25 protein-coding genes and 2 pseudogenes are annotated in these 22,513 nt (G+C 58.4%); 13 read left to right on the top strand and 14 right to left on the bottom strand.

Annotated features, from left to right (window positions below; translation table 11 throughout):
* Positions 1-63: 63 nt before the first annotated feature.
* Positions 64-246, bottom strand: a complete 183-nt coding sequence (locus OKW41_RS44915; protein WP_429452581.1) for a hypothetical protein — start codon at positions 244-246, stop codon at positions 64-66.
* Between the two features lie 237 nt (positions 247-483).
* Here OKW41_RS44915 and OKW41_RS44910 point away from each other — a divergent pair, with 237 nt between their 5' ends.
* The gene (locus tag OKW41_RS44910; RefSeq protein WP_429452582.1) at positions 484-912 is read left to right on the top strand and encodes a hypothetical protein; all 429 of its coding nucleotides are present in this window, start codon (positions 484-486) and stop codon (positions 910-912) included.
* Positions 913-1,221: 309 nt separating this feature from the next.
* Here the strand turns inward: OKW41_RS44910 and OKW41_RS44905 are convergent, their stop codons facing one another.
* Complete coding sequence (locus OKW41_RS44905; protein ID WP_429576392.1) at positions 1,222-1,401, bottom strand: DUF2934 domain-containing protein; 180 nt, start codon at positions 1,399-1,401, stop codon at positions 1,222-1,224.
* Between the two features lie 369 nt (positions 1,402-1,770).
* A complete protein-coding gene (locus OKW41_RS44900) occupies positions 1,771-2,028 on the bottom strand; it encodes a DUF4148 domain-containing protein (RefSeq protein WP_429452585.1) in 258 nt (85 codons plus the stop codon).
* 1,139 nt (positions 2,029-3,167) lie between these two features.
* On the opposite strand from OKW41_RS44900, the gene OKW41_RS44895 reads away from it, so the two are divergent.
* The gene (locus OKW41_RS44895; protein ID WP_429452587.1) at positions 3,168-3,401 is read left to right on the top strand and encodes a fasciclin domain-containing protein; all 234 of its coding nucleotides are present in this window, start codon (positions 3,168-3,170) and stop codon (positions 3,399-3,401) included.
* A 915-nt stretch (positions 3,402-4,316) separates the two neighbouring features.
* On the opposite strand, the gene OKW41_RS44890 is transcribed toward OKW41_RS44895, so the two are convergent.
* Positions 4,317-4,511, bottom strand: coding sequence for a hypothetical protein (locus OKW41_RS44890; RefSeq protein WP_429452589.1), 195 nt, complete (start codon positions 4,509-4,511; stop codon positions 4,317-4,319).
* A 160-nt stretch (positions 4,512-4,671) separates the two neighbouring features.
* Between OKW41_RS44890 and OKW41_RS44885 the strand changes: the two genes are divergently transcribed.
* The 4 genes from OKW41_RS44885 (at position 4,672) to OKW41_RS44870 (ending at position 7,702) form a co-directional block, all read left to right on the top strand.
* On the top strand, positions 4,672-5,556 hold the full coding sequence (locus OKW41_RS44885; protein WP_429452591.1) for an SDR family oxidoreductase: 885 nt from the start codon (positions 4,672-4,674) through the stop codon (positions 5,554-5,556).
* Between the two features lie 77 nt (positions 5,557-5,633).
* Complete coding sequence (locus tag OKW41_RS44880; RefSeq protein WP_429452593.1) at positions 5,634-6,332, top strand: SDR family NAD(P)-dependent oxidoreductase; 699 nt, start codon at positions 5,634-5,636, stop codon at positions 6,330-6,332.
* Between the two features lie 105 nt (positions 6,333-6,437).
* Positions 6,438-6,746: an acylphosphatase gene (locus OKW41_RS44875; protein WP_429452595.1), complete on the top strand. Its 309-nt coding sequence runs from the start codon at positions 6,438-6,440 to the stop codon at positions 6,744-6,746.
* A gap of 518 nt (positions 6,747-7,264) precedes the next feature.
* Positions 7,265-7,702, top strand: coding sequence for a response regulator (locus OKW41_RS44870; RefSeq protein WP_429452597.1), 438 nt, complete (start codon positions 7,265-7,267; stop codon positions 7,700-7,702).
* Between the two features lie 566 nt (positions 7,703-8,268).
* On the opposite strand, the gene ltrA is transcribed toward OKW41_RS44870, so the two are convergent.
* Positions 8,269-9,537 carry a group II intron reverse transcriptase/maturase gene (gene ltrA / locus OKW41_RS44865; RefSeq protein WP_429571360.1) on the bottom strand — a complete coding sequence of 423 codons (1,269 nt, stop codon included), beginning with the start codon at positions 9,535-9,537 and terminating at the stop codon, positions 8,269-8,271.
* A 549-nt stretch (positions 9,538-10,086) separates the two neighbouring features.
* Positions 10,087-10,428 (bottom strand): hypothetical protein, encoded by a 342-nt coding sequence (locus OKW41_RS44860; RefSeq protein WP_429454568.1) that lies wholly within the window; start codon positions 10,426-10,428, stop codon positions 10,087-10,089.
* Between the two features lie 351 nt (positions 10,429-10,779).
* On the opposite strand from OKW41_RS44860, the pseudogene OKW41_RS44855 reads away from it, so the two are divergent.
* Together OKW41_RS44855 and OKW41_RS44850 are read left to right on the top strand one after the other, a co-directional pair.
* Positions 10,780-11,918 (top strand): annotated as a pseudogene (locus tag OKW41_RS44855) (IS3 family transposase); the annotation flags it as partial.
* A gap of 463 nt (positions 11,919-12,381) precedes the next feature.
* Complete coding sequence (locus tag OKW41_RS44850; protein ID WP_429452601.1) at positions 12,382-12,645, top strand: hypothetical protein; 264 nt, start codon at positions 12,382-12,384, stop codon at positions 12,643-12,645.
* 155 nt (positions 12,646-12,800) lie between these two features.
* On the opposite strand, the gene phoB is transcribed toward OKW41_RS44850, so the two are convergent.
* Both phoB and OKW41_RS44840 read right to left on the bottom strand, forming a co-directional pair.
* Complete coding sequence (gene phoB, locus OKW41_RS44845; RefSeq protein ID WP_429576567.1) at positions 12,801-13,529, bottom strand: phosphate regulon transcriptional regulator PhoB; 729 nt, start codon at positions 13,527-13,529, stop codon at positions 12,801-12,803.
* A gap of 107 nt (positions 13,530-13,636) precedes the next feature.
* On the bottom strand, positions 13,637-13,900 hold the full coding sequence (locus OKW41_RS44840) for an XRE family transcriptional regulator (RefSeq protein ID WP_429454572.1): 264 nt from the start codon (positions 13,898-13,900) through the stop codon (positions 13,637-13,639).
* A 302-nt stretch (positions 13,901-14,202) separates the two neighbouring features.
* On the opposite strand from OKW41_RS44840, the gene OKW41_RS44835 reads away from it, so the two are divergent.
* Positions 14,203-14,448 carry a hypothetical protein gene (locus tag OKW41_RS44835; protein WP_429452603.1) on the top strand — a complete coding sequence of 82 codons (246 nt, stop codon included), beginning with the start codon at positions 14,203-14,205 and terminating at the stop codon, positions 14,446-14,448.
* On the opposite strand, the gene OKW41_RS44830 is transcribed toward OKW41_RS44835, so the two are convergent.
* On the bottom strand, positions 14,445-14,825 hold the full coding sequence (locus OKW41_RS44830) for a response regulator (protein WP_429452605.1): 381 nt from the start codon (positions 14,823-14,825) through the stop codon (positions 14,445-14,447). The two genes, OKW41_RS44835 and OKW41_RS44830, sit on opposite strands and share 4 nt — an antisense overlap.
* A 543-nt stretch (positions 14,826-15,368) precedes the next feature.
* A complete protein-coding gene (locus tag OKW41_RS44825) occupies positions 15,369-15,884 on the bottom strand; it encodes a hypothetical protein (protein ID WP_429576391.1) in 516 nt (171 codons plus the stop codon).
* 1,422 nt (positions 15,885-17,306) lie between these two features.
* Between OKW41_RS44825 and OKW41_RS44820 the strand changes: the two genes are divergently transcribed.
* From OKW41_RS44820 to OKW41_RS44810, 3 genes are all read left to right on the top strand, one after another.
* Positions 17,307-17,666: a response regulator gene (locus tag OKW41_RS44820; protein WP_429576390.1), complete on the top strand. Its 360-nt coding sequence runs from the start codon at positions 17,307-17,309 to the stop codon at positions 17,664-17,666.
* Between the two features lie 111 nt (positions 17,667-17,777).
* Entirely contained in the window at positions 17,778-18,350 is a 573-nt protein-coding gene (locus OKW41_RS44815) for a DUF3331 domain-containing protein (protein WP_429576389.1), read from the top strand.
* Between the two features lie 104 nt (positions 18,351-18,454).
* Positions 18,455-18,664: a hypothetical protein gene (locus OKW41_RS44810; RefSeq protein ID WP_429452611.1), complete on the top strand. Its 210-nt coding sequence runs from the start codon at positions 18,455-18,457 to the stop codon at positions 18,662-18,664.
* A gap of 516 nt (positions 18,665-19,180) precedes the next feature.
* Here the strand turns inward: OKW41_RS44810 and OKW41_RS44805 are convergent.
* Positions 19,181-19,323 (bottom strand): annotated as a pseudogene (locus OKW41_RS44805) (PRC-barrel domain-containing protein); the annotation flags it as partial.
* Positions 19,324-19,892: 569 nt separating this feature from the next.
* Here OKW41_RS44805 and OKW41_RS44800 point away from each other — a divergent pair.
* Positions 19,893-20,540 (top strand): hypothetical protein, encoded by a 648-nt coding sequence (locus OKW41_RS44800; protein WP_429452613.1) that lies wholly within the window; start codon positions 19,893-19,895, stop codon positions 20,538-20,540.
* Positions 20,541-20,890: 350 nt separating this feature from the next.
* On the opposite strand, the gene OKW41_RS44795 is transcribed toward OKW41_RS44800, so the two are convergent.
* From OKW41_RS44795 to OKW41_RS44785, 3 genes are all read right to left on the bottom strand, one after another.
* Positions 20,891-21,478: an RNA 2'-phosphotransferase gene (locus tag OKW41_RS44795; RefSeq protein ID WP_429576566.1), complete on the bottom strand. Its 588-nt coding sequence runs from the start codon at positions 21,476-21,478 to the stop codon at positions 20,891-20,893.
* 63 nt (positions 21,479-21,541) lie between these two features.
* Positions 21,542-21,925, bottom strand: a complete 384-nt coding sequence (locus tag OKW41_RS44790; protein ID WP_429576388.1) for a hypothetical protein — start codon at positions 21,923-21,925, stop codon at positions 21,542-21,544.
* A gap of 20 nt (positions 21,926-21,945) precedes the next feature.
* On the bottom strand, positions 21,946-22,455 hold the full coding sequence (locus OKW41_RS44785; RefSeq protein ID WP_429576387.1) for a hypothetical protein: 510 nt from the start codon (positions 22,453-22,455) through the stop codon (positions 21,946-21,948).
* Positions 22,456-22,513: the final 58 nt, after the last annotated feature.

The following is a 22,513-nucleotide window of genomic DNA, read 5'->3' as shown; positions in this document are numbered from 1 at the left end:
CTTCGGAATTGGTACGTTCGGAAGTCGAAGGCGAAGTCGCTTGACGTCCCTGGGCAAGTCCGGTTAGCAACGAAGCAGGCGACGCAACTCCTCGATTTCGGCCCAGCCGAGGCTCCTGTCATAGTTGACCACTACTTTGCTGATAATTGCGAAGGCGAGCTCTCCGCCTGACAACGTGCCCTGATGTCGCCGATGCCAGCTTCGCCCGCATGCCGAAATGCGGCTGACCAGTTCGATGAGCTGCAAGGCGTCGATGCTGCAGCCTTGGTTTGATGCAGGTAGGCCAATCCGATGTCGGCAGCGGGTCAAAATCATTTTGGTGTCGACAGCAAATCTGCTTGTTCCCTCCCCCGGAGGTTACCGCGTCGTTTTTGCCGAAGTGCACCGCTCGGCCGCTTAGCCTCCGGCCAGCGGGCGTCCTGTATTATCGTGAACACCGACGTTGCCCCGAAACAGGTTGTCAGCACAGGAGGGGAGGAGCCAATGGACGTATCTTTTCTCATCGACCCACTGCGCAAGACTGTGACAAGTGTCCCGGATGGCTACGCGCGAGCCGCTGAACTGATAGGCACTGATACGGCGAGCGGCTCGCCGCTATGGTCGGAGGCGACTGACCCGGATGCCTCTGTCGAGGTGATTACTGCGGACGACAGCCTGATAAACGAGCCCCTTTCGCGTGGCTTTTTCGTGGTCACCTTGACCAGGGACGGTGTACCTTATGAACGCCTATTTGCGGGCAAGGCAATTCTGAACGCCTATGGCAACCCGCCGTCGGACATCAAGGACCAGGTGAAGACGCTGAAAGCTGCACGAGAGCGCGTCAGGTTTCTCGGCTCGGAAGATGCCCTCCTTTGGTTCGAGCAGCACGCAGGTGGTGCCCCCTTCAACCTCGACGGGTCCACGGAAAACTGATTCTCAACGCCGAGCATTTTGAGTCTGTCGGAGACGGCCCTCGCTATACCTGTAGGTCACCAGGACCCTCAGTGAGGAACTCTATGTCGGCTATTCCTCAGCGAGCGCCGAAATTCCGCGTCACACGAAGCTTGGGTATAGGCGCCTGGCTGGACTGTCGTCGCGGTTGCACGCAGCGGCAACGAAAGAATACCGCGCAAGCACCGTGCCACCGTGCAGTTCGCCAAGCAATACTAATGTAATGGCTTGAATTATGGCTCGGCCACGCACTCAACGGCGTGGCGACGCTCAGCCCCTAGCCGGTTTTCGTCACCCTGGCAGCCGGCCCTTCGGGCCGTCTCCGTTGCCGTCGGCTTCTGATTCTTCCTCATCTATCTGAAACCGCGCTTGTTCCCAATACTCTTCGGCGCGTCCCTCCGAGCTGCCGTCTTTTTCCCAGAGCTGATAGGCCCTTTCACGAATCTTCTCTTCCCGCGAATCGTTATCCATTGCATGGCTCCTGGTAGGTTCCCCACGACCTGCTACTCATCAATTTGCACAGCGACCTTTTCGGTGGCAGAAGGCGAGCAAGAGCGAACGAAAGAACAGACCAACTCAAAGTCGGCGAACATATGAAAGCGTTCCGGACGCTATCCTGCGCTCCCGGCAACCTGCCGCATAACGCTCCCTAACCGGAAGCCTGACCGTGCAGATTGCTGGGTACACGTCCAACAGCACCGCCTCGCATCCGGGTCTCCGCTTTCGCGCCCATCGTCTGCATTGTCGCGCAGCATCCCTGACCTTTTACAGACCGCATATGAAAGTTGACGGCCAGGACGGGAACGCCTCAGACCCGACCAGTGGGAGCCGGCACCGTGCTTATTGCCCCCCATACTCCGCGTTTATGCGGTCGAGTTCGCCCGATTTGCGTGCTTCCAGCAGTTCCTGCTTGACCTGGGCTCGGGTCTTTCCCGTTGGAGCGCCCGCGTCACTCCTCGTGGCGGGCACACCACCCACCGAGTCTGTCGAAGACACGGTGGGATTTGTGGGCTGCGTTGCAGGCGCCATATTTTGCGCGTGGACATATCCGAATGCGAGAACGGCGGTGATAGCTGCCGCGACTTTGAGCGGTTTCATATCCATGTACTCCACAAAGTTCGATTGGTTCGGTTTCTTGAACCGGTCAACAGAGCCGCTATTTCAAACACGGCCTCCCGGGAGTGATACTCCGCGGCCGCGCTCTGACTCAATTGCCGAAAAAACGCCGCATCGAGGCCTCGGCTGACCCACCTACCGCTTAAAACGAGACTCGAGCAACAACGACTCGCGGTCCAATCAAGATGTGGTCATCCAAATTTCCGCATGTGGGTCAAGCTGGCATCGGCGACCTCAGGCGTGACTAGCTGCCCTCATAGATATCGCAAGACAGGCCCACCGTGCACGGGGCACCGTTTCTGGCTTTGCCGCTGCCGCTGCTTCCGCCGGGCTGGGGTCCGTACCCCAGGTCAGGGGTGCGGTCCATAGTCGTGGCCGGCTGAGCAGTTGTCATGGGCTGCTGGGCAGACGACGGGTCAGTTGTGCCCGACGGTTGCATTTGCTGCGAGTGGGCGGCGCCGGTCGCAGCGAGCAGTGATACCGCACTGATTACAGCTAAAAGTTGCACTTTCATCTCGTCACCTCTTTTTCATCAACGGGTTGCGAATAGCACGACCCCGGAATAACAAGTTCATGCGCAAGTTGCATTAGACCCTCTCTCGCTCCTTGCGGATTCCTGCTTTCGCTCCACCAAATGCGATACAGCGGCGTCGTCTGCGACGCCGTTTAGCCGAGGAAATGCGAAGTTGGCTTGTGGCACCGTTTGTGCCCAAAGCCGGACTTATTCGATGACTACCTGGGTAATGACGCGAGGCTGGTACCGGGCGGGGCAGAAGGATGCGCAATAAGTGCGCTGGCGATAGGACGTTGTAAAGTCAATTGACCAATAAGACCCTTGCTGCGTTTATTGTTATAGAACGCCGAGGTCGTGATTGACAGCGGAATCGACAATCGGCAAATCAGGGGCGACAGTCGCGCCTGGTCGCTCGCACTGCCCTCGGAAACAGCGACACAGCTGTCGCCCACGTATCCAGCTACCCGAGGCCCCCTTATATGCAGTCAACGCAGCGCAATCCGGCGTCGCGTCATGAGTAAACCTCTCATGAAACACACCGCTTTTCTCGTTGCTGCCGCGTTGTCAGCCGCAGGGTCCGGGTTTTCGCGGCTAGCGATATCCCGTCGTGGACATCGCGATGAATTCGACGGACCACACCACGCCCGTCGTCGCAGTTAAGGCAGTAGGCCTCGTGGGTACGCAGAAGCGTGTTGCGCGCTTTATCGTTTTCGCACCAACCAATGAAGCATTTGCAGCATTACCGCCGGCCACGGTCGACAGTCTCATCAAACCAGAAAACAAGCCGATGCCGACCTGTATCCTTCCCTGTCACGTTATCCCGGGGCGTTACGATTTTTAGAAGCTCGACCAGCCCATTAGGGAAGGTGACGGCAAGGTGGACGTTAAAACCGTTAACGGCGAGACGCTCACCTCCCCGGACGGACCACACAACATCGTGCTATTGGACACTGCGGGTGCACACGGCAGACATCTCGGCCTACGACGTCATCCAGAGTAACGGCGTAGTTGTGATGGTCGACAAGATACCGATGCCGAAGTAGCAAGACCGGCGCGCACGGTCAAATGTTCGAATCCAGCCCGGCTCTGTCATTTTCAGCGCCGAACCACGACTTACCTGCATGCCTGGCGTCCGGATAAGGCAAATGTCTGCCCTGTTCTGGCCCAAGCGGCTGCCTGCGCTTCGCCGCTGCGCAATCAGTCATCCAACGGTCAGCCGTTAGCGGTGCATGAAACTTCGACGCTGCTACAGCACGCGCCGAAATCGCAGGAGAAATGTGATGGAAAAGGTAACGCGGAAAGTCGTGCTGGCGTGCGTCGCTGTCGTCTCACTCTGCGCCTCGAGCGCGACGTTTGCGCAGGGTGGAGGGAATGGGAACGGTGGAAGTGGGGGCGGCGGTGCTCACGGTGCCGCAACAGCAGGGATGACATACCACAGCGAGCCTGTCTCGAGCCCGTGGAACGCGAGACCGGGCAAAATGACAAAGAACACTGGCTCGACCGATACGGGCATGCACAGCATGTCGCCGGACGACGATGTTATGCCGGAAAAAACAGGTCAGTAGTGCCCGCTGCCAGTAAAAGGCTGGCGCGTTTCATACAGTTCTCCTGTCCCGCTCACTGCTGGCGGGTACAGGGCAAGAGCGAGCGGTTGGGACTGTACGAGTGGCTTGCCAAACCAGGTAAAGCTGAAATACACATTCTGGCCGGCAGCCCCCCGCCGGTCATGTAGGCTTTCACGATGAATACGACGCAGTCAGAAAGTCGTCGGCGACCTGGACTCGCTCACCAATCTGCAGGGTCGCTGCCAGTCGCAGTTAGCACTGGCGTCAAGTCGTCTGCGTACCACGCCAATACTTACTCCTGCCGCGGGCACCGAGTCTGCGCGATGCGCCTCATAGGGTGCTGGCAGCAGCTTGCGCTTGGCAAGGTCGCCAGTTGCACCATACAAAACTCAAGCGAAGGAAGCCACGCGCGAACGAGGGGTTCAGCGACTGCGGCTCACAACGAGATGAGTAACGTACGCCATTCCCTTCACGAGTGACGTCTACATCGGCAACGGCGTGATGACAGCAGCAGCGTATGCTACAGGGAGTGTTCAGGAGACGACCATGAGCCTTGCCGGCAAAACCATATTCATGTCTGGTGGCAGTCGCGGCATCGGACTCGCCATTGCACTCAGAGCCGCACGCGACGGCGCGAATGTCGCGATTGCCGCAAAGACCGCCGACCCAGACCCACGTCTCGAGGGTACGATTCACACGGCGGCTGCAGCTGTTGAAGCTGCTGGCGGCAGGGCGCTCCCGCTTGTTGTGGATATTCGCGACGAAGAACGCGTGAAAGCCGCGGTTGCCGAGACCGTTGAGTTGTTCGGTGGCATCGATATCCTCGTGAACAATGCCAGCGCCATTCGACTGACTGGCACGCTAGACACACCCGTCAAACGGTACGACCTGATGCATGGGGTCAATGGCAGAGGCACGTTCGTGTGCGCGCAAGCGTGCCTGCCGCATCTCCTCAATTCGCCGAACCCGCACATCCTCACGCTGTCACCTCCGTTGGTCCACGACGCAAAATGGTTTGGCGACTTTCCGGCATACACCATTGCAAAATACACGATGAGCCTGTTCACATTAGCGCTTGCCGGGGAGTTCAAAGACCGAGGTGTCGCAGTCAATTCGCTGTGGCCTCGAACAGCTATCGCGACCGCGGCTGTGCGAAATGAGATTGGTGGTAAGGACATGATTGCAGCGTGTCGCAAGCCTGAGATAGTTGCCGACGCGGCCCACTATATCCTGACGCGCCAAGCCAGGGAGTGTTCAGGAAACTTCTTCCTCGACGACGAGGTTCTTCTGGCAGCCGGTGTGCGCGACTTTGCACAGTACGACGTGGAGGCTGGGGCTGCATTGCAGGCAGATTTCTTTGTGGAGGCCTTGCCGGGCATGTTGCCGGCGGACAATATGACGAAGCGTCCATCCCGCAATCCCCTCCGCTAAATAGTTAGGATGTGCGGAAACGGACTGACGGCACGGCATACGTAGCTACTCTAGTCCCTGTTGAATTCGGAGGAAACGTGAATCGAACCGAGACAGCGCTGATTGTGGGTGCAGGAAAGGGATTGAGCGCCTCCCTTGCTCGCCTGTTCGCGGCGGAGGGTATGCAGGTTGCGCTCGCCGCCCGCGACACGACCAAGCTCGCCGACCTGGTCGACGAGACGCGTGGAGTGGCCGTGGGCTGCGACGCCAGTCGCCCGGACGAGGTTGCAGCACTCTTTGACCAGGTAGAGCGCGTCTTTGGCGTCCCCGACCTCGTTGTCTACAACGCGAGTGGCCGCTATCGCGCGGCAGTTGAAGCTATCGAGGCAGAGAGACTTGAAGCCGCCGTTAGGGTCACCGCATTCGGCGGCTTTCTCGTCGCGCAAGCCGCAGCCGTGCGCATGCTGGCCCGCGGCCACGGCACCATCCTGCTGACCGGTGCTACGGCAAGTGTGAAAGGGCTGGCCGGTTCGACACCGTTTGCCATGGGAAAATTCGCCCTGCGGGGAATGGCCCAGTGTATGGCGCGAGAGCTTGCCCCAAGGAATATCCACGTTGCGCATTTTGTGATTGACGGCGGCATTGCCAGTAGCTGGGCACAATCAGACGATGGCAGCACGGACGACAAATGGTTGAACCCTGACGCGATAGCGCGGGAATACCTTCACGTTCATCGTCAGCACCGCAGTGCGTGGACGTGGGAGGTGGAACTCCGACCATGGGTGGAGAGGTTTTAGGAAACATCGCTCGCCTCACGACGCTGCGAATTTGGCCGCTATGCCAGCCGTGGTCTCCCTGAAGAGACAGTGAGACACACCTCGCCATTCTTTCAAGGACTTCGCATGGACGCTGACGACGAAGATGAGGCGCTTGAGACTCGGCTGGTGCAGGTGCGTGGCCAGGTGCAGGGCATCGGCTATCGGGAAGCCTGCGTACGCCAGGCCCAGGCGATTGGCGTCACCGGCTGGGTACGCAACCGCATGGACGGTTCGGTGGAGGTGATGCTGCAGGGTTCACCGGAGCAGCTTGCCAACATGTGCATGTGGCTAAGCGAGGGCATGTCCGCAGCGCTTGTGGACGAGCTTGAGGTGACCGAGGTTCAGCCGCCGTTTGCTCGCTTTGACCAGTTTGAACGATTGCCCACGCTGTAAAGGCGAGCAATTCGCCACAGCGGAAGATGTCGGGTTTTCCACCTGCAGGGCTGTCGGGCAGCGCCATCGTTGATACCCAGACGACGTCGGGAACTCTGATGCCAAAGGACCGGGTCGTCGCCGCCACCGACATGGCGGCCAGATGATGACCAGTCTGCCCGGTCAGTTGGCAAAAGACGTCCGTACGCACTATCTGGCGTCTCGCGGAGGGGCGTGAAGTCAACACCCTCTCGCCAAGCTCGTCCAACTCGTACCATTCTTTCCAGCCAGATTCCGCCCTCGTGCTCAGACGACGCCACGCGGCGACCAATCCGTCGCGTTCGGAAAGTGGGCGCGTCCATAAGAGCTTCTCTCCGGGAAGCGACTTAGGCGGATACCCTTCCGTGGCGATTTATCAATTATGTATGTGCGCACTGCACCATTAACACCACTTTCATAGCCTTTGCCGGGCCGGCGGCTGGAAGACTTCGGCACGGTCATTGCAGCTCCTCCGTAAACGTCCTGTGTCGCGTCTCGCCATGTCAACAGTTCTAATTGTCGACGATGAGTCGGATAACCTGTGGGTACTTCAGCTTCTTCTGGAAGAGCGTGGACATCACGTACTCTCTGCAGAAGATGGGGACGTGGCGCTGCGAAAGGCTGCCCGCCAAGTTCCGGAACTGATTGTTACCGACTGGGAGATGCCCGGGATGAGCGGGGTCGAACTGTGCGGACGTCTGAAGCTCTATCCGGCGCTTGCCCAGATTCCCGTGGCGATGGTTTCCGCCCGGGCTCCTCCGGAAGCAGAGGTGAAAATCTGGAACGCCTTTCTGCGCAAACCCATCGACCTGGATAGTTTTGACGCAACTGTAAGTTCGTTCCTGGCTAAACGGCTAAGGGATTTATCGAGACGCTCGTTCCCTTCGGACCGCGCAATGTCCCGATGGCAGCCAATCTGCTCGAAGTGTTGGCCGTAGCAGGTTTGCGGATGGCCTGGATGCGGCGGCGGCACGCAGAGAAAGCGGACAGGCTGCCAGTCTCGGCTCTGTTCCCTTGCAGTTGCACGGAGCAGGTAGCAACCTCTACCAGCTTGGACCGGACCACCTCATTCATGCACGATGGCTCCGCTCGTTGCGCACGGTTACCGCCGCGCTTCGCCGCCTGAAACGCCAGCCCCGGCGGTGTTAGCAGCGTACAGCTGTATGACACGGTCGCCTCTTACCCCGTGCAATACGTTGCATAGCGACATAAATAACCGCCCCGCAGAGTGCCTTCGCGGAGGAACCTCGTCCGTCTGCAGACCAGTTGCGCTGAACCGGGTCTGCTGGCCGACCGAAGACCCGTTTGATGCCTCTGAGCATGGTAGAGTCGAGATGTGACGCGGTGGCGTTAGGCTGGGTTTGTCTGTTGCCGCCTCTTTCGTCTGGCGGTGCCCGAATAACCTCACCGTTGCTCCGTTTTCACACCCCGCTCATCGAACCGGACATGCAGATTTCCCGCATCCGGCTCTCGGACAAGACATCACGCCTTCGTACACGGCAAGTTACAGCCAAGGGCCCGTCAGGCGTACGAGACCGAAGTGCCCGTAGAGGTGCTGGAGTGGATAGCTCCCGCCCCGGCGACGCCTGACCTTATGCTTGTTCCGTAACCACCGGCGCAACCGCGCAGCGGTATAGCTGTCGAGCGCCCGGTACGCGCGTCTGAACGTCCCTACCTTAAAGTAGTTCGCCCAGCCGCGTAGCATGCGATTCAACTTGCCAACCAGCTCCGTGGTGTCCAGCCACGTCATAGAAGCGGCGGTCAGCGCATGAACCTTCTCAACCATGCGCCGGATACTCTTCTTCGACGGACGCATGCCCATGCGGGCCTGACCAGTCGTCGCTGAGTACATCCGCCCAAACGTGTAACCCAGGAAATCGAATTCCCCTTCCGGAACCGCACAAAGTTGTGTCTTCTCCTCGTTGACCGTCAGCTTCAGCTTGCTCATGATCTCGCGCAGTCGAGACAACGCTTCTTCAGCTTTGCCTCGCTTGCACAGGATCACCAGATCGTCCGCGTAGGTCACGATTCGACTGCCAAGACTTCGCTCAAGCCCGAGCTTCTTCCATGCCAACACAAACCGGCGCATGTAGATATTCGCCAGCAGTGGTGAGATGGGTGAGCCTTGCGGAATGCCGCGCCTGCTGTCCTTGGCCTCGGTCGTACGTGTCTTCCGGCCTCGGTGATCGGTTTCTTCAACGGAGCACTCCAACCACATCCTGATCAGATGCAGCACGCGCCGATCCACGATGCGTCGCGCGAGCGACAACATCAAATCGGCGTGGGGAATACTTCCGAAGTAGTCCGCGAGGTCGGCGTCTACGACGTCCGTTTGCCCTCTATGCAGCCGCTCTTCCACCTCGATCACCGCTTGCTGGGCATTTCGCCCCGGGCGGTAAGCGTACTGCTCTGGTGGGAGGTCAGCTTCGAAGATCGGTTCGAGCACCAGCATCGCTGCTGTCATGCACACCCGATCTCGCAAGGTCGAGATGCCCAGTGGCCTCAGCTTGCCATTGGCCTTCGGGATAAACACTCGTCTGATAGGGTCCGGCCGGTAAGTCTCCTGCCTGAGCGCAAGCGCCAGTTCGCCAAGCCATTTCTGCACCCCATACGCTTCGACCTCCGTGAAGTCTTGCCGATCGACACCCGGGGCGCCCCTGTTCGAGCGGCACTGGGCGTACGCATGCGCCAGCACATCCTCACGATAGATCTTGTCGTACAGAGCATAGAAGCGGTACCCGGCTTCTGCCTTCGCTTTCGCGTGTAACGCCATCTGCAGCTTCTGAACACTGATCGGAGTTGATAGGTTTCCCAATCTCCAGGTCCCTCACTACGTGTTGCGTTTGTCTTGAACTGAGGCCCCTTTCCTCCACCGGCATTACCCGGCTTCAGCGGTACTACGGGCCTCTCCGTCACCCCAAGGCGCCCGGCCTGTCCCTCACGGGCGTCCGGTTGGTCATCCCTGACCACGCCAGGGGGCTTCCCGTGTTGCGTGCGCTTCCCTTGTGTGCATGCTGTCGCCACTACCCCGGCGCAGCGACTGGATGTCCTGCCTGCTCATTCACCCAGCCGTATCAGCCTTCCCCGTAATGGCAGTCGGGTCGGCCTGCGCATCGACCTTTTCGAGGCTTGCTCGGCGTTCACACGTGTTACGGCCTGCACACTCGCGCTGTCACCGTAATTTGTGACACGCTACACCGAAGGCTTCAGCCATTTCGTTACCTCCATAGCTGCTCCGGTTGCTTCCGGCTGGAGCGGTTGCCGGGTGGGGCTTACACCCACTGGGAAAACGCCGCCTTTACACGGCGCACGCCATCTTCGGTTATTGGACGGGTGGCACGACTCCCAGCTTTTCAGCAAGCATCCGTTCGTACGCATCGAAGTGCAGGTCGACTTCTTCCTGTGTCACCGACTGAACAAACATGTCCACCTGGACCGGCAGCAAGCACATCACCGCTGCAATCGCAGCTTCCGTTTGCGGCGCACAAATGCGGTCATCGGCAAGCGTCGTCCCGATAGTAATGTCATAGGCATTCTCCTGTCTGAAGACGATTTCGACGATGCGCGCCCTGACGCTCATGTTGTTGTCAACAGCGAGCCGGGTCGCCCCCGCCACTTGCTGCATGACATCTTTTGGAAAGCCTCGTGTTGAGCGCAGCCTCATCCGACGCCTGCCAAAGGTTCTCCAGTCCGTATCGAATTGCTGGCCCGCATGCGTGCCGTGCGCATCGCCGTTAGACTGAACCTGCAACACGGTCCTTTGACATCCTAGAAATGTCATTTAGCCCGCCCCGTCGGGGCGGACTTATTTTCCGGGCAACAGAAATCCAATTCATTGACCGTCGGGATTGCCCGCGAACGTAACACTCCGAACATAACGAAGCGCTGCGACGTTTTAGACTGACACATCGCATATACCCGAGGCACGGCATGGAGTCCAAGCCAATCCATCACAAAGAACTGAAGTTGACCCGCGAAAACGGACACCTATGCTTTTGATCAGGAGGTGTCGAAAATGGGCAGGCATCGTACCCCATACCCTGTGGAATTCCGGGCTCACATGGTCGAGCTGGTTAAGGCCGGAAGAACGCCTGAGGATCTGGCGCGCGAGTTCGAGCCGACCGAACAGACGATCAACAACTGGGTCGCGCAGGCCGATCGCGATGCGGGTGTGCGTCACGACGGGCTGACCACGGCCGAGCGGCAGGAACTCACACGGTTGCGTCGCGAGAACCGGCAACTGAAGATGGAAAGGGACATTCTCTCGCAGGCCGCGGCCTGGTTCGCGAGGGAGACGGGAGCCGTTCCGCCGAAGGGCGGTACGGATTCATGAGAGCGAACCGGGCCAGGTGGCCCATTGCCACGATGGCACGGCTGCTCAGGGTCTCCGCGAGCGGCTACTACGCATGGCTGGTGCGTGAGCCATCGAAACGCTCGTGTAGCGATGCGCAACTGCTCGAGCGCATCCGCACGCTGCATGCGAATTCACGCGGCACATATGGGGCGCCACGTATCCATGCGCAGCTCGCGTGGGAAGGCGTGCATGTGGGATGCAAGCGGGTCGCACGTCTGATGCACCTGGCCGGCCTGCATGGTGCGAGCCGGCGGCGCTGGCCACACACCACGCGGCAACGCGCGGGGGCTCGGCGCGCTCCGGATCTGGTGCGTCGGCACTTCTGCGCGGAGGCGACAAACATGCTGTGGGTGGCGGACGCCACCTACATCCCGACTGGCGAGGGGTTTCTGTATCTGGCCGTAGTCCTCGACGTGTTCAGTCGCCGAATTGTAGGCTGGGCGATGTCAAGCCATCTGTACACCGAACTGATGCTGCGCGCACTCGATATGGCGTTGCTGCAGCGACGCCACGAGGGCGTAATTCTACATTCGGACCAGGGATGCCAATACACCTCTATTGCATTCGGACGGCGCTGCCGCGAAGCCGGTGTGCAACCGTCGATGGGGACGGCCGGCGACGCGTACGACAACGCGATGTGCGAATCGTTCTTCGGCACGCTTGAAGCGGAGCTACTCTCGCGAGAACTCTTTGCGACTCGTGAACAGGCCCGGCAACGCATCTTCTGGTTCCTGGAGGGCTGGTACAACGTACGCCGCTTACACAGCGGCATTGGCTATCGTTCGCCGCTTGAATTCGAAAACCTCAACGTTAAAAGGCAAACCGTATCGCCTTGCGGGTTGTCCACCGGCGGGCAGCGTCATGGTCGTGAGAGGCGCCCCGCCGCCCGCCCGTGGACAACCCGCGACTCAACACTCAACGGAGGTTAGATCGCATCAAATCGCAGGCTGCAAATCCGTCCGTCGAACCGGGTCAACCTCAGAACACGTCATCGTGCCTCTCGCCTCGATGTCGGTGCCAGGGTATGCGGCAAGCGCGTTTGTCACCAGCCCTACCGGAAAGCGCAGCGCATTCGGCATACTCGCCTATTTTGCCTCGGAGAAGGCCGCGCTCAAATTCGCCATCGCGTACGCCAAGGCTCGTATTGACGGGGAGGCGGTGCCGAAACCGTCGTTCACTCGGAACGAGCGACTCTAGAGACCGGCGAGCGGACCCATATTGCGTGACTATCTATGAATGCGCTAATCGTCACGAGAGGTTGCTATGCGGCGTGCATATGATTATCGGGGCTTCGAGGCGACCATTGAAGTCGGGTCGGTGCCCACCGTTATCGTCGCGGGCTCGGTAGTCGCGTCGGGAGGTCTTGTGGTGAAGGTTGCTGTGCGACACCGGCTGTCCGGACGCGAGTTTCCCCCGGCGCAGCTCTCTGACGAAGGCGAACGGACTTTCGCCACCGAAGCTGAAGGCCTGATGGCGGGGTTTAGTGCCGCCCAACGGCTTATTGATGACGCGCTTGCAGAACGATGATGCTCGAATGCTTCGCCGTGCGTCGCGAGTTTATAGCCATATGCGTAGCTGGTGATGATGTAGGTACGCGCGGAGCGGTTCAGTAGGCCCTTGTTCCGTTTGCGGTGTATATCGCGCCGCGATGGCAGCGCGGTGTGCCACGGCAATCTCGTTGCCTATATCGCAGTCTCCGTGCGCTGAGACGGGGAGGTCCGGGAAAGCATGTAGCCGCTTCCACGCACCGTTTCGATGATGCTTTCATAGCTGACTGGTTTCAGCGCCGAGCGAAGTCGTTTGATATGGACGTCGACCGTGCGCTCCTCAATAAACACATGGTTGCCCCAGACCTGGTCCAGAAGCAGGGTCCGGCTGTGGACGCGCTCCGGGTGCGTGAGAAAAAAATGCAGAAGATTGAACTCCGTCGGGCCAAGACGCACTGGAAGCTGCGCACCATCGTCTTCGACGTAGACACGCCGGGTTGAAGGGTCGAGCGTCAGGCCATTTACCGTCACTGCGTGGTTGGCAAGCTCGGGGGCGCGCCGTCGCAGGACCGCTCCGATACGAGCCATCAGTTCCTTCGGGGAGAATGGCTTGGACATGTAGTCGTCGGCACCAGCCTCCAGACCGTCCAGCAGGTCGCGTTCTTCGGTGCATGCCGTCAGCATGATGACCGGCACCTCCCTCGTACGCGAGTCTGCACGCAGCCTGCGCAGGAAGGACAGGCCAGATGTGCCGGGTAGCATCCAGTCCAGGACGATGAGGTCGGGCAACCGTTCCGATACCAGCGCGTTCGCTCCTTCGACATCCCGTGCTGGCAGCGGATGGTAGCCTGCATACTTTGTGTGGACGGTCAATAGTTCGGCAATAGCGGGTTCGTCTTCAACAATCAGAATACTTTGGGACAACATTGTATTTCCTTCTGTAGTGTTCGATGTCCGGAGTTTTGTCCTCAAGTTGCTCGCGGGATACGGAAGAGAAACTCCCTTGGTCCGTAATTCCCACGAGATGCGAATCAGGCGACCTGAGGCTGCCCAGTGCAAAGCCAGTGCACATCGAGATGGAAGATGGCGCCGAGACGCATGCAAGCGTTCAGCGGAGGGACGGCAATTCCGCTTCGCCAATATTGCACGTCGTATTCCCTAACGCCCAGCCACTTTGCCGCGCGTGTCGAACTGATGCCGGCCTGTTTCAATACCCCGTCAAGGCGGGCGGCCAGCCGCCGGTCATTCTCGGCACTGCGCTCGAGATGACCGATACTTTGAGTATGGCGATTCATCTTGTCCAACTTCTCTCAGATGATTGCCCCTCGGACGGCTGTATCGCAGCCGGGCTCGAAGATAATTGCTAGCACAACTATTCCTTCGCCAGCACACCAATGTCAAATAGAAAATAATTGCTCGTATATGCGATGCAACGTTTAAGCTCTTCAAGATGGAACGAATGACATTTTCACGCCCATTTGGCCCGGAGAAATGACAAAGCTTTGAGTTCGAAGCGCGTGAACATGAATGCAAAGCGAGCGCTATAAGGGCTTTCGAATTGTGGGGTCATGCGAATGGCAAAGAGCAGGAAGACGCCATGCGCGAGCTGTACGGCAAGCGTGACGATTACCCCGGACAACAAGCTTATAGTCGCGCCGGTGTCCTTGAAATTTTCGATAGCGAGGAAGAAAGGTCAAAGCGCCCCGCGCTGATGCGGCGGGGTATTCCATTGGGACTGGCAGCGCGAGAAGCATTCTCGTCTGACGCCGGTCATTATCAATTTCTCTGTGGGATACCCGCTCGACCGCCGGCGTCGCCGCAGCAGACAGCAAGCAATGCCTAGGCGGCCAGGAGAGCGCTCGCATCGCTGTTGCAGCGAGCATGTTCGATGACTTGCATGAGTGCTTCGAGGGAGAAGGGCTTTTGCAGACACACATCGAAGAGCCGGGCAAACTCTTCGTTGCTATCGCTGTCACCCGTCATGGAGGCAACAAAGGGCCGGGGGAAGACTGGCCTGTCCAGCAGCGACAGCGCGACGGCACTGCCGTTGATGTCGGGGAGGTTTTCGTCCAGGAAAACGAGTTCGAAAGCGCCGGCATGGAGCAGTTCCAGCGCAGTCTCCCCGTCGTGCGCCATAACGGCGCGGTGACCAATGCAGTCCAGCAGGAAAGCCAGACTGTCCGCGACGAACTCATTATCGTCGACGACGAGCACATTCATTCAATATCCTTATTACGCGAAGTTCGCGGCGCTGCCAAGAATGCTTCTTATGTAATAAATATTATTAAAATGGCGTTGCCTGTACGTTTAGTTTTACAGATTAATTTGTAGGTATATATCCACAGACCCATTCAGCAGGCATTTAAATACCCCCCATACGACGCAAAGGACAAGGTCGACAATGCAACCAGGGACGAATGGAAGCAGCGGAGCCCCAAAAGCCCGGGTCTTCGCTTCAATCGCGCCGGACGTGCCGCCGCCTGGCCTCACTCTCTATCGCGCGGGCAATAGACAGCCCAGCCAGAAAGGCCTTTAGTCAAATTTCGACGGCCGCGCTCTTCCGTTGGCAGATAGTTCTGCTTAACTTCATACGTCGGTTGAATTGATAGTGGAGGTGTTGAAAAGACTCGTCGACATGCAATGGAGGCTGAAACTGGTCACCGCACGGTCCGGACGCTGCCGAGCGTTGGCGAGCTGCGTCCAGTTCACCCACGGCCTCAGCTGTCGGGGAACTGTTGAACACGAGCGCATCTCTGTTAGCGTTCAATGCGCATGCCCGTGACCGCCGCCACCGCCCCAGTAATGGCCGCCGCCGCCCATACCGCGCCCTGGGTATCCGTTGCCACCCCAGCCCCCATGACCGCCCCAACCGCCGCGATATCCGTGGCCCCAATAGCCGTGGTGGCCCCAGTAGCCGTGGTGGCCCCCGCCGTAACAGCATCCGCCCCAATAGCCGAAGCTCAGTGACACCGATGGTTCCCACCACACGGGCCAGCCGTAGTACGGGTACGCGACGGGGTAATACGCAGGCACGACGAAGACGGGCGCGGCTGGTGCGATATAGGTGTTCGTCGATGCAGTTACATCTGACGCGGCCGCACCGGTCGCGGCTGCGTCGGTCATTGAGAAAGGATATTGCTCCTGCGGCGCCGCCGCCGGCACTTCGCCGTACGGAACGTAGCCGTAGGGCACGTAGTAGTAGCAACCGGACAAAGTTGCGGACAGGACCACCACCGCAACGACGCCGCCCGCGCGCGACGTTGCATCCAGCGTTTTCATGACCAGCTCCGGGGTCTGATGCGACGCAACATGGGACGCGTCTTCAATTAATACGGTTCGTGAGCGTAGGCGCGCAAGCAGGATGCCTATTCGCGAGTGCAAGATTCAGCTTGACCCCAACGGTCGCGAGAGCTACGCGGACGCTGCTCTTCGCATCCTTGTAGACGCAACCACCTCCTGTGCCAGGGCTGGCGAGAGGCTGAATGAGAATGTTGCGCCGCCTTAACAACGACTGGGGGCCCAGATTTGCCCACCATGGGCTGCATGAATAGAACTGGAAATCGCAGACCCATCGCCCTGCCGGAAATGCATGTCATAAGGAACGGTTCGAAGGTCGCGGAAGCTTTTCCTCGCAAATACCAGACCCCGAGTCCTTAACCGCGGCGACAACATCGCCTTCAGGGTCAAGGCAGGACTGGACTATGCACGGTTCGACACCGCTCGTTAAATCTCCTAAGCGCAGTTATACGCCCGTATAACCAGGTGACGCTAACGCGTATCGACATATCCTACCGTATAGTAGATTTGCCATTCGGCAAAACCTATTCTTCTCTCATCGAGACAGCGTTGCCGTTATGACAGTGCAAAGCTCGCGGTTCGGCCCGACCACAACATCGCCTTTTGGGGTGGCCCGACCCGTTCGTTTTTTTAACGTCTTCAAGGATTCATCGTGTCAGCTGTTTTGCACAACTGGATATATATCGGCAGTAACGCGTATGCGGAGTACACGTTCGTGCCGTGGCTTGACAGGAACATCTATCGCCGTACCGTCGACCTCTCCGCAATATGCATCCAGTAGCCGCAAGTCAGGGATTATTCGACCTCTAGCCACGTACTGTGAAGCTCTGTTGTGCAGGTCGTTGCTATTTCAACGGCTCCCGGCACTGTCGCACCGCGCGGATGCACGCTACCGAAAGACCTTGGGGAGCCACCAACGGCCGCAAAGCGCAAGTCTGCATTGAGGAGCATCACCTCATCGGGAATTCCGACTCTACGCGAAGGCCTCAAAACACAGCTCGCGCCGATTGCCACCGCACTGACGGAAGAACTCGCGGCGCTGTTGGCAGCCGCTCTCGACGACGGAAGAAAAACAGACGCTCGACCGTCTGTCGCAGGCGCTAAGCGACGCGGTCCCAGAGTCTCTGCTAGGGGCGTTTGAACCGAAAATGCTCGCAGGCGAAAAGTCAGCGTCGGAATGTCGGCCATCGCTTGTCGCGGTAATGCGCGCGAGTCAGGCTGCGCCCACCGGGCAAGCATGCGCACCTGATGAAGACGGAAACACAGACTGTGCTGTTGGCGGCGTCAGCTGCCGCGAGAACGCTCCCGTCCAACGGACTGCTTTCAACGCGTGGGAGCAGCGGAATAGCTGTCGCCGGCAAACAGACGAAGTGAAAGACCACCGCTTCGGGGGCGGGTCATGGGATGGTGTTACTGGTCGATGACGACATGAGCCTGCTTCAGGCGCTTGAAACGTTGATTTGCGGAGAAGGTTACGAAGTAACGACTGCGTTGAACGGAGATGAGGCACTGCAGGCACCACGCCGAAGGCGCCCTGACATCGTGGTTTCGGATTTCATGATGCCGGTCATGGACGGGCCCACCCTCATAGGTGCGCTCGCGGCCGAGCCGGACTTCGCAACTATTCCTGTCCTTCTAAACTCAGCGGTGGCGACACCACCGGCCCACCTGCAGGTGTCGGCGTTTCTCAGAAAGCCAGTCGCAGCCTCGCGCCTGCTCGAACTGCTTCGACTGCACAGTCACAGTAAGGCCCAATCGCCTTGACTGGTCACTTCGATATGCCGCCAATGGAGAGCCATTCCAGCCTCCATCGAGGAGTACCGCATTTTCGAAGAAAGCGCAGCCACCGGAAACAGTGCTAAAGGGAGGAACACGATGTTGAACGCTGAACCGAATACGGGCTCTGACATGCTGTCAGAGAGTGGCTCCAATCTTACGTCTATTGTCCCCGCGCTGCCTTCAGGCCCTTATCCGTCGGCGCACCGGCCGGGCCAGCTCGCCCAGTCAAAGTCCGCTTGCGGCACTTCGTCGCCGAATGGCATGGACCCCTGGGCATCGACGCTCGCAGCCATCCATCGATTTTCTTCCCCGCCAGACCCGATGCGAACTACTCCGGACGTGTCCGGCCGCCCCCGCTCCACGGGCGAGCCGTTCCGTCCGCTGCAGACGGGCGGCGGCGACGTGCGCCCCTTCACTGTGACCGTCGTTGAGAAACTGTCCAATTATCTCTTCGTGCTGCGCTGGCATGACGCGACCCTTTGCAACTACGAAGAGCAGGTCTGGTCGGCGTATCTCGCTCGCGCGTCAGGGTGTTGCGCCCTATCCGGCAAGCATATCAATCTGGGCGACTCGGTCTACCGTCCCCGAGTCCGCGGACGAGTCATACCACTTAACAGAGACGCAATGATTCTCGCCAGCGAGCTGGTCAAAGCCCGCACAGGCGCCTGACACGCGCTGGAGTTAATGTATGTTGGACTCGGACTCGCTAAAGCATCCCCAGAACACAGGCGGTCTCAGGGTGCTCTCCACCGCCTGGCCACAGGAGGTTCAATATGAAACTTGAGGCCGCCACGTTCGTGCGACTACGCCGTCTCGCCCCGGTTCTCGACGACATACTCAGCGCAGGCGAGGTCGACCACGCAGACCAGGCCGTAGGCCTTGATTCGCTCGCCCAGCTATGCTCACAGCTCTTCGATGCATACCGCGGCCAACATCCGGGCGAGATTGCGCAAGTGCGACTCGACGCCCTTGAGTCGCTGTAACGCGCCGCTTATGGACTGGCTGGCTGCTTCAGGTGCCTCGCAGCCATAAAAAAACCGGTTCCGTCGGCATATGCTACCCAGTTTTTCTTTCGAATTTTTGCGTGTCCCACACCGTGAGGCCTGTCATGGACGAAAGAAAGCGAGATAGCATAGTTGCTTATCTCCGTCGCCGTATTAAGGCGCCTGGCATCAAGCCGGACGACCTTACGCCTGCAATTGCGAGCGACCCTGGGCCGGACCCGGTACAGCACGCTGACCCTGACGCGGTCAGTCTGCTGCGAGCAGAGTTGGTGAAATTGCTGCCTGCAGTCCCAGGTCGTATCCGTCTGCCACCTACATTGAAAGGCAGAGAGTTACTGCGGCGGTTTGGCTTGTTCACGGTTGCCAGCGGCTGCGGTGATGCCAGCGCTTCCGACGCCTTCGAAGGCTACTGAAATTCATGCCGCCGCTACCGACGGCAGAAATTCAGCCGGAATCGCAGTGGGATGGCCTGCAGTAACGCCGGTTGTTTCTAGTTTCTCCGTCCGACGAAACAACCTGTGTGCCGTCGAGCGTCGCTGCGGCCATCACCTCCGGCCCCGGACCGTCTCCGGTGCCGCTGCCGACAATGTCCGCACCGCCTTTTCCGATGCGGCGCCTTGCGGGTCCAATGTGCCCATGATGTCCTCCATGTGTAATGGTGTAAACGTTCATGCGCAACGGATATGCCCGCGCGGGGCACGGCGCGCAGATTCAGGTTGCGTTCTGTTTTTCAAGATGCGAACCGCGCAGAGCGACGCGTGGCCAGGATGTTGGGCGAACCTCCAGCTGCAACGCGATTCCATGGAGCAAGCAGCGCACGCCCGTAGGTACGCGCCTTGCGGCGTGTTTCACACCTCAGAAGTCCACCGTCAACATAGCTGTCCGCGGTGACGTTGAGGAGATAACGGCAACAAGCCGTTCCTCGACAGGAGATATCTATCTGCTTCCGAGAAGAACGGGCGCGTCGCGAATTACATATCAGAAAATCTCGCCGTACCTGTGGTACTTTTTTTGAGCGTCCACAAATCTCCCGAGATGGCAGCCACTTTTTATTGGTCGTCATGCTCATCAAATCTGGTTATACCTACTGCCGACTATCGCAGTGCTCTGAAGTCCTCAAGGACAGCAGTGTGCAGCAGTAGCCGAACGGAAGGTGCACATGAAGTGTGCTCCATTGGATTTAAGCGAATCTGGCTGGGAGATATTGATGAACGACGCGACAATGTTTGATGGAATTGACGAGCTTTTTCAGTTCGGCACTTTGCTCCCGCTCTGGACTTTCAAGCCGAGGCCAGAGCAGACGTCTGGTTTGCCCGACAGCACTCCGGTGCTGACTTGCGCGCTGACGAACAAGGAGGCTGACTGTCTAGAGACTGAGCATTCTGATTCATATATCACTTTCGAGTGGGTCGGGACTGGTGACTTTATTAGCTTAAACATCTGTCTGTATCTTGGCTACACGCGGGTGTATTGGGTCGTCGATATAAGCGACCCCGAAGTTTATGAGGCAATCGAGTTGTGGAAACGCGCTGGCAAGGTTCCTATTGCGTTTTTCGCCCGCGACGGTGAGGTCCGGCGTCAGCTTTATCACGTTACACGTATGCCGCCATTTAATCCGGAGGTTAGCACGTACTGGTCTGAACCGTGCCATGAACCGACCGCGCGCCGATGGGAGGCGATGACCGTATTGCTCAACGCATGGCTCCGATTGCCCTACATAACCGAAGTTATCGTCGGTACGCCGCTGCGGCACGCTCTCGGGAATGTTCTGCTGACGAAGCGCTGGGAACGGCTCGCAAACGAAGGCATCGTCGCCAATTCAAGGAAAGCGATGCGCGCGGAAATACCGGATTAGTCTCGCGTGTGTCTTACATCATTTGCGTTTCCGACGATAAGCCACAATCTCCCGGTACGGGCATGTCATGATGAGACGCGCAGGCCGCTGCGTTACCTAACGTTCGGTTTGGCGGATAGGTCTCTGAACAATCAGCTCCTCGGCGAAAGGATGTTGCTTACGTTGTAGCTCGGCTCGCGTTCGCGGTCGGAAGCTTCGGCGAAATTCGAACTCGCTACGTACGCACCGGCCTTTCTCGTCTCGGAGACCAGACGTAGTATCAGCGAGTAACAGTTCTTTCGCGCGCTGCAGATTTAGCCCGCACCTTCGCACTCGTCGCATCTTGAGAGGTTTGAGATAAGCGCAGACATTCACGATTTTGGCTCGCTTTCGTACGGTCTGAACTGTGAGAGGTAAGCTGCCGGCACAACCTGAGTAAGCCATACGCCGTTATCCGAGCGGGAGAAGGTATACCCATCAGCGTGCATCTGCCCGGCATCCACGACCAGTATCAATGGTTGACCGTGGCGAGCACCTACCCGCGTCGCTGTGGCGACGTCCGTGCTTAGATGCACGGCGTGCCTAGTTTGAGCCGTCAACCCTTCCACGGCGATATTCGTCCAGTTACTCCAAGCGGTGCCGTGATAGAGAACAGCTGGCGGTTCCTTTGCGGCATATCCTAGGTCCACGCCTATCGAGTGGCCCTGTGCCGCGCGTATCCGCAGGCCATCCGGTGAGAGCGAAAAGCGCTGTTTGTCGTTTGTGGCCACGACCGCGAGGATGAAGTCTCTGGTCACTGTCGGCAATGTCCTCAGTCGCTTCGATGCATTCGCGTTATGCGCGGTACGTTCTATTGCGCGTATCAGCTCATCGACAGATACCCAATCCTGACGGTCGAGCCGGATGCCAATCATCTCGGGTCCGTGTCGCAAAACCTTTGAGAGAAGCCTGCTTAACACGATATGGTCAGCCGGAACTTGCGTATCAGTATTGGGCACCGTTACCTTGAAGAAGTATCCATCTCAGTGTCTCTTGCGTTGCTTCGCTTGGCACAGCTCCAGCTCTTTTCTGAGCTCATCTATCTGCACTTGCATGCTGGCTGCTCGTTGGAGGAGTTGCCCGACCTTGTACCAATATGCGTATCCCAAATCTCCGCCCTCTAAGCCGAGTTCATGGAATTTTTGTAGTGTAATGTCCAAGTCAATTTTATTTTCCGTAGGCATGTCGCTCTCTGCAGTTAGCGAAGGATAAGGCTCGCGCAAGGAAGACGCTGAGCGCCAGAAAATGTAGCCTTGGTGCACATAGCGCTTCTTTATGCGTAACAACACCAAAGCGAGGACGGCTCCGAGCGCTGGTACATACAGTAGCGGTAGATTTTGGAGGACGACTTCCAGAATCTGTTCCATTACTTCGATAGAAGCTGTGCTCAGCGCTTCGTGAATTGTTTTGCGGCTGTCAACACCGGCTTGACCTTGTTAATCGCGAGAAATTGAAGCGGCGTCGAACCACCAAGCGCCTCTATTGGTGTGGTAAAAAAAATCCACGTGTTCCAATCGGACGTATCACCGAGGCTCCGTAAGACTTTCGCAAAGTCGTTGTTAGGAATCGTGGGGGAGAGAAAAAATCCAGGGATGTACGCCTCTCCTTCGAGCTCAACGCTAAAGACTTTCCCTGAAGCGAGGGATTTGCTCAGTTTCTTCTCTGTGACACCTGCCGCTCCAATGTAGTCTTCCATACGTAGCAACTTTCCATGGTCCACGAGAGCGTGGAGCTCGGCATTTGCCGACTCACTCTGTATCGCATCCTCGTGTGTACGCAAATTCGATTGCCGACGAATGCGCTTGCGTAAATCCTCGCCCTCTTGATGCAACGCGGGAAGGTCTAGGTTGAGTATCGTAGACACGCCGATGACTCTCCACAGCTGATTCTTAAACATACGCCCGAGCTCCTCAGCGGGGAGCTCGAGAAGTGCGTTCCAGCCTATAGGGTCACAT

The sequence above is a fragment of the Paraburkholderia sp. UCT70 genome (genome assembly GCF_050434085.1).
GTDB lineage: Bacteria > Pseudomonadota > Gammaproteobacteria > Burkholderiales > Burkholderiaceae > Paraburkholderia > Paraburkholderia tuberum.
Note: the sequence above shows the minus strand (reverse complement) of the source record. Positions and strands in the feature narration are given on the sequence as shown.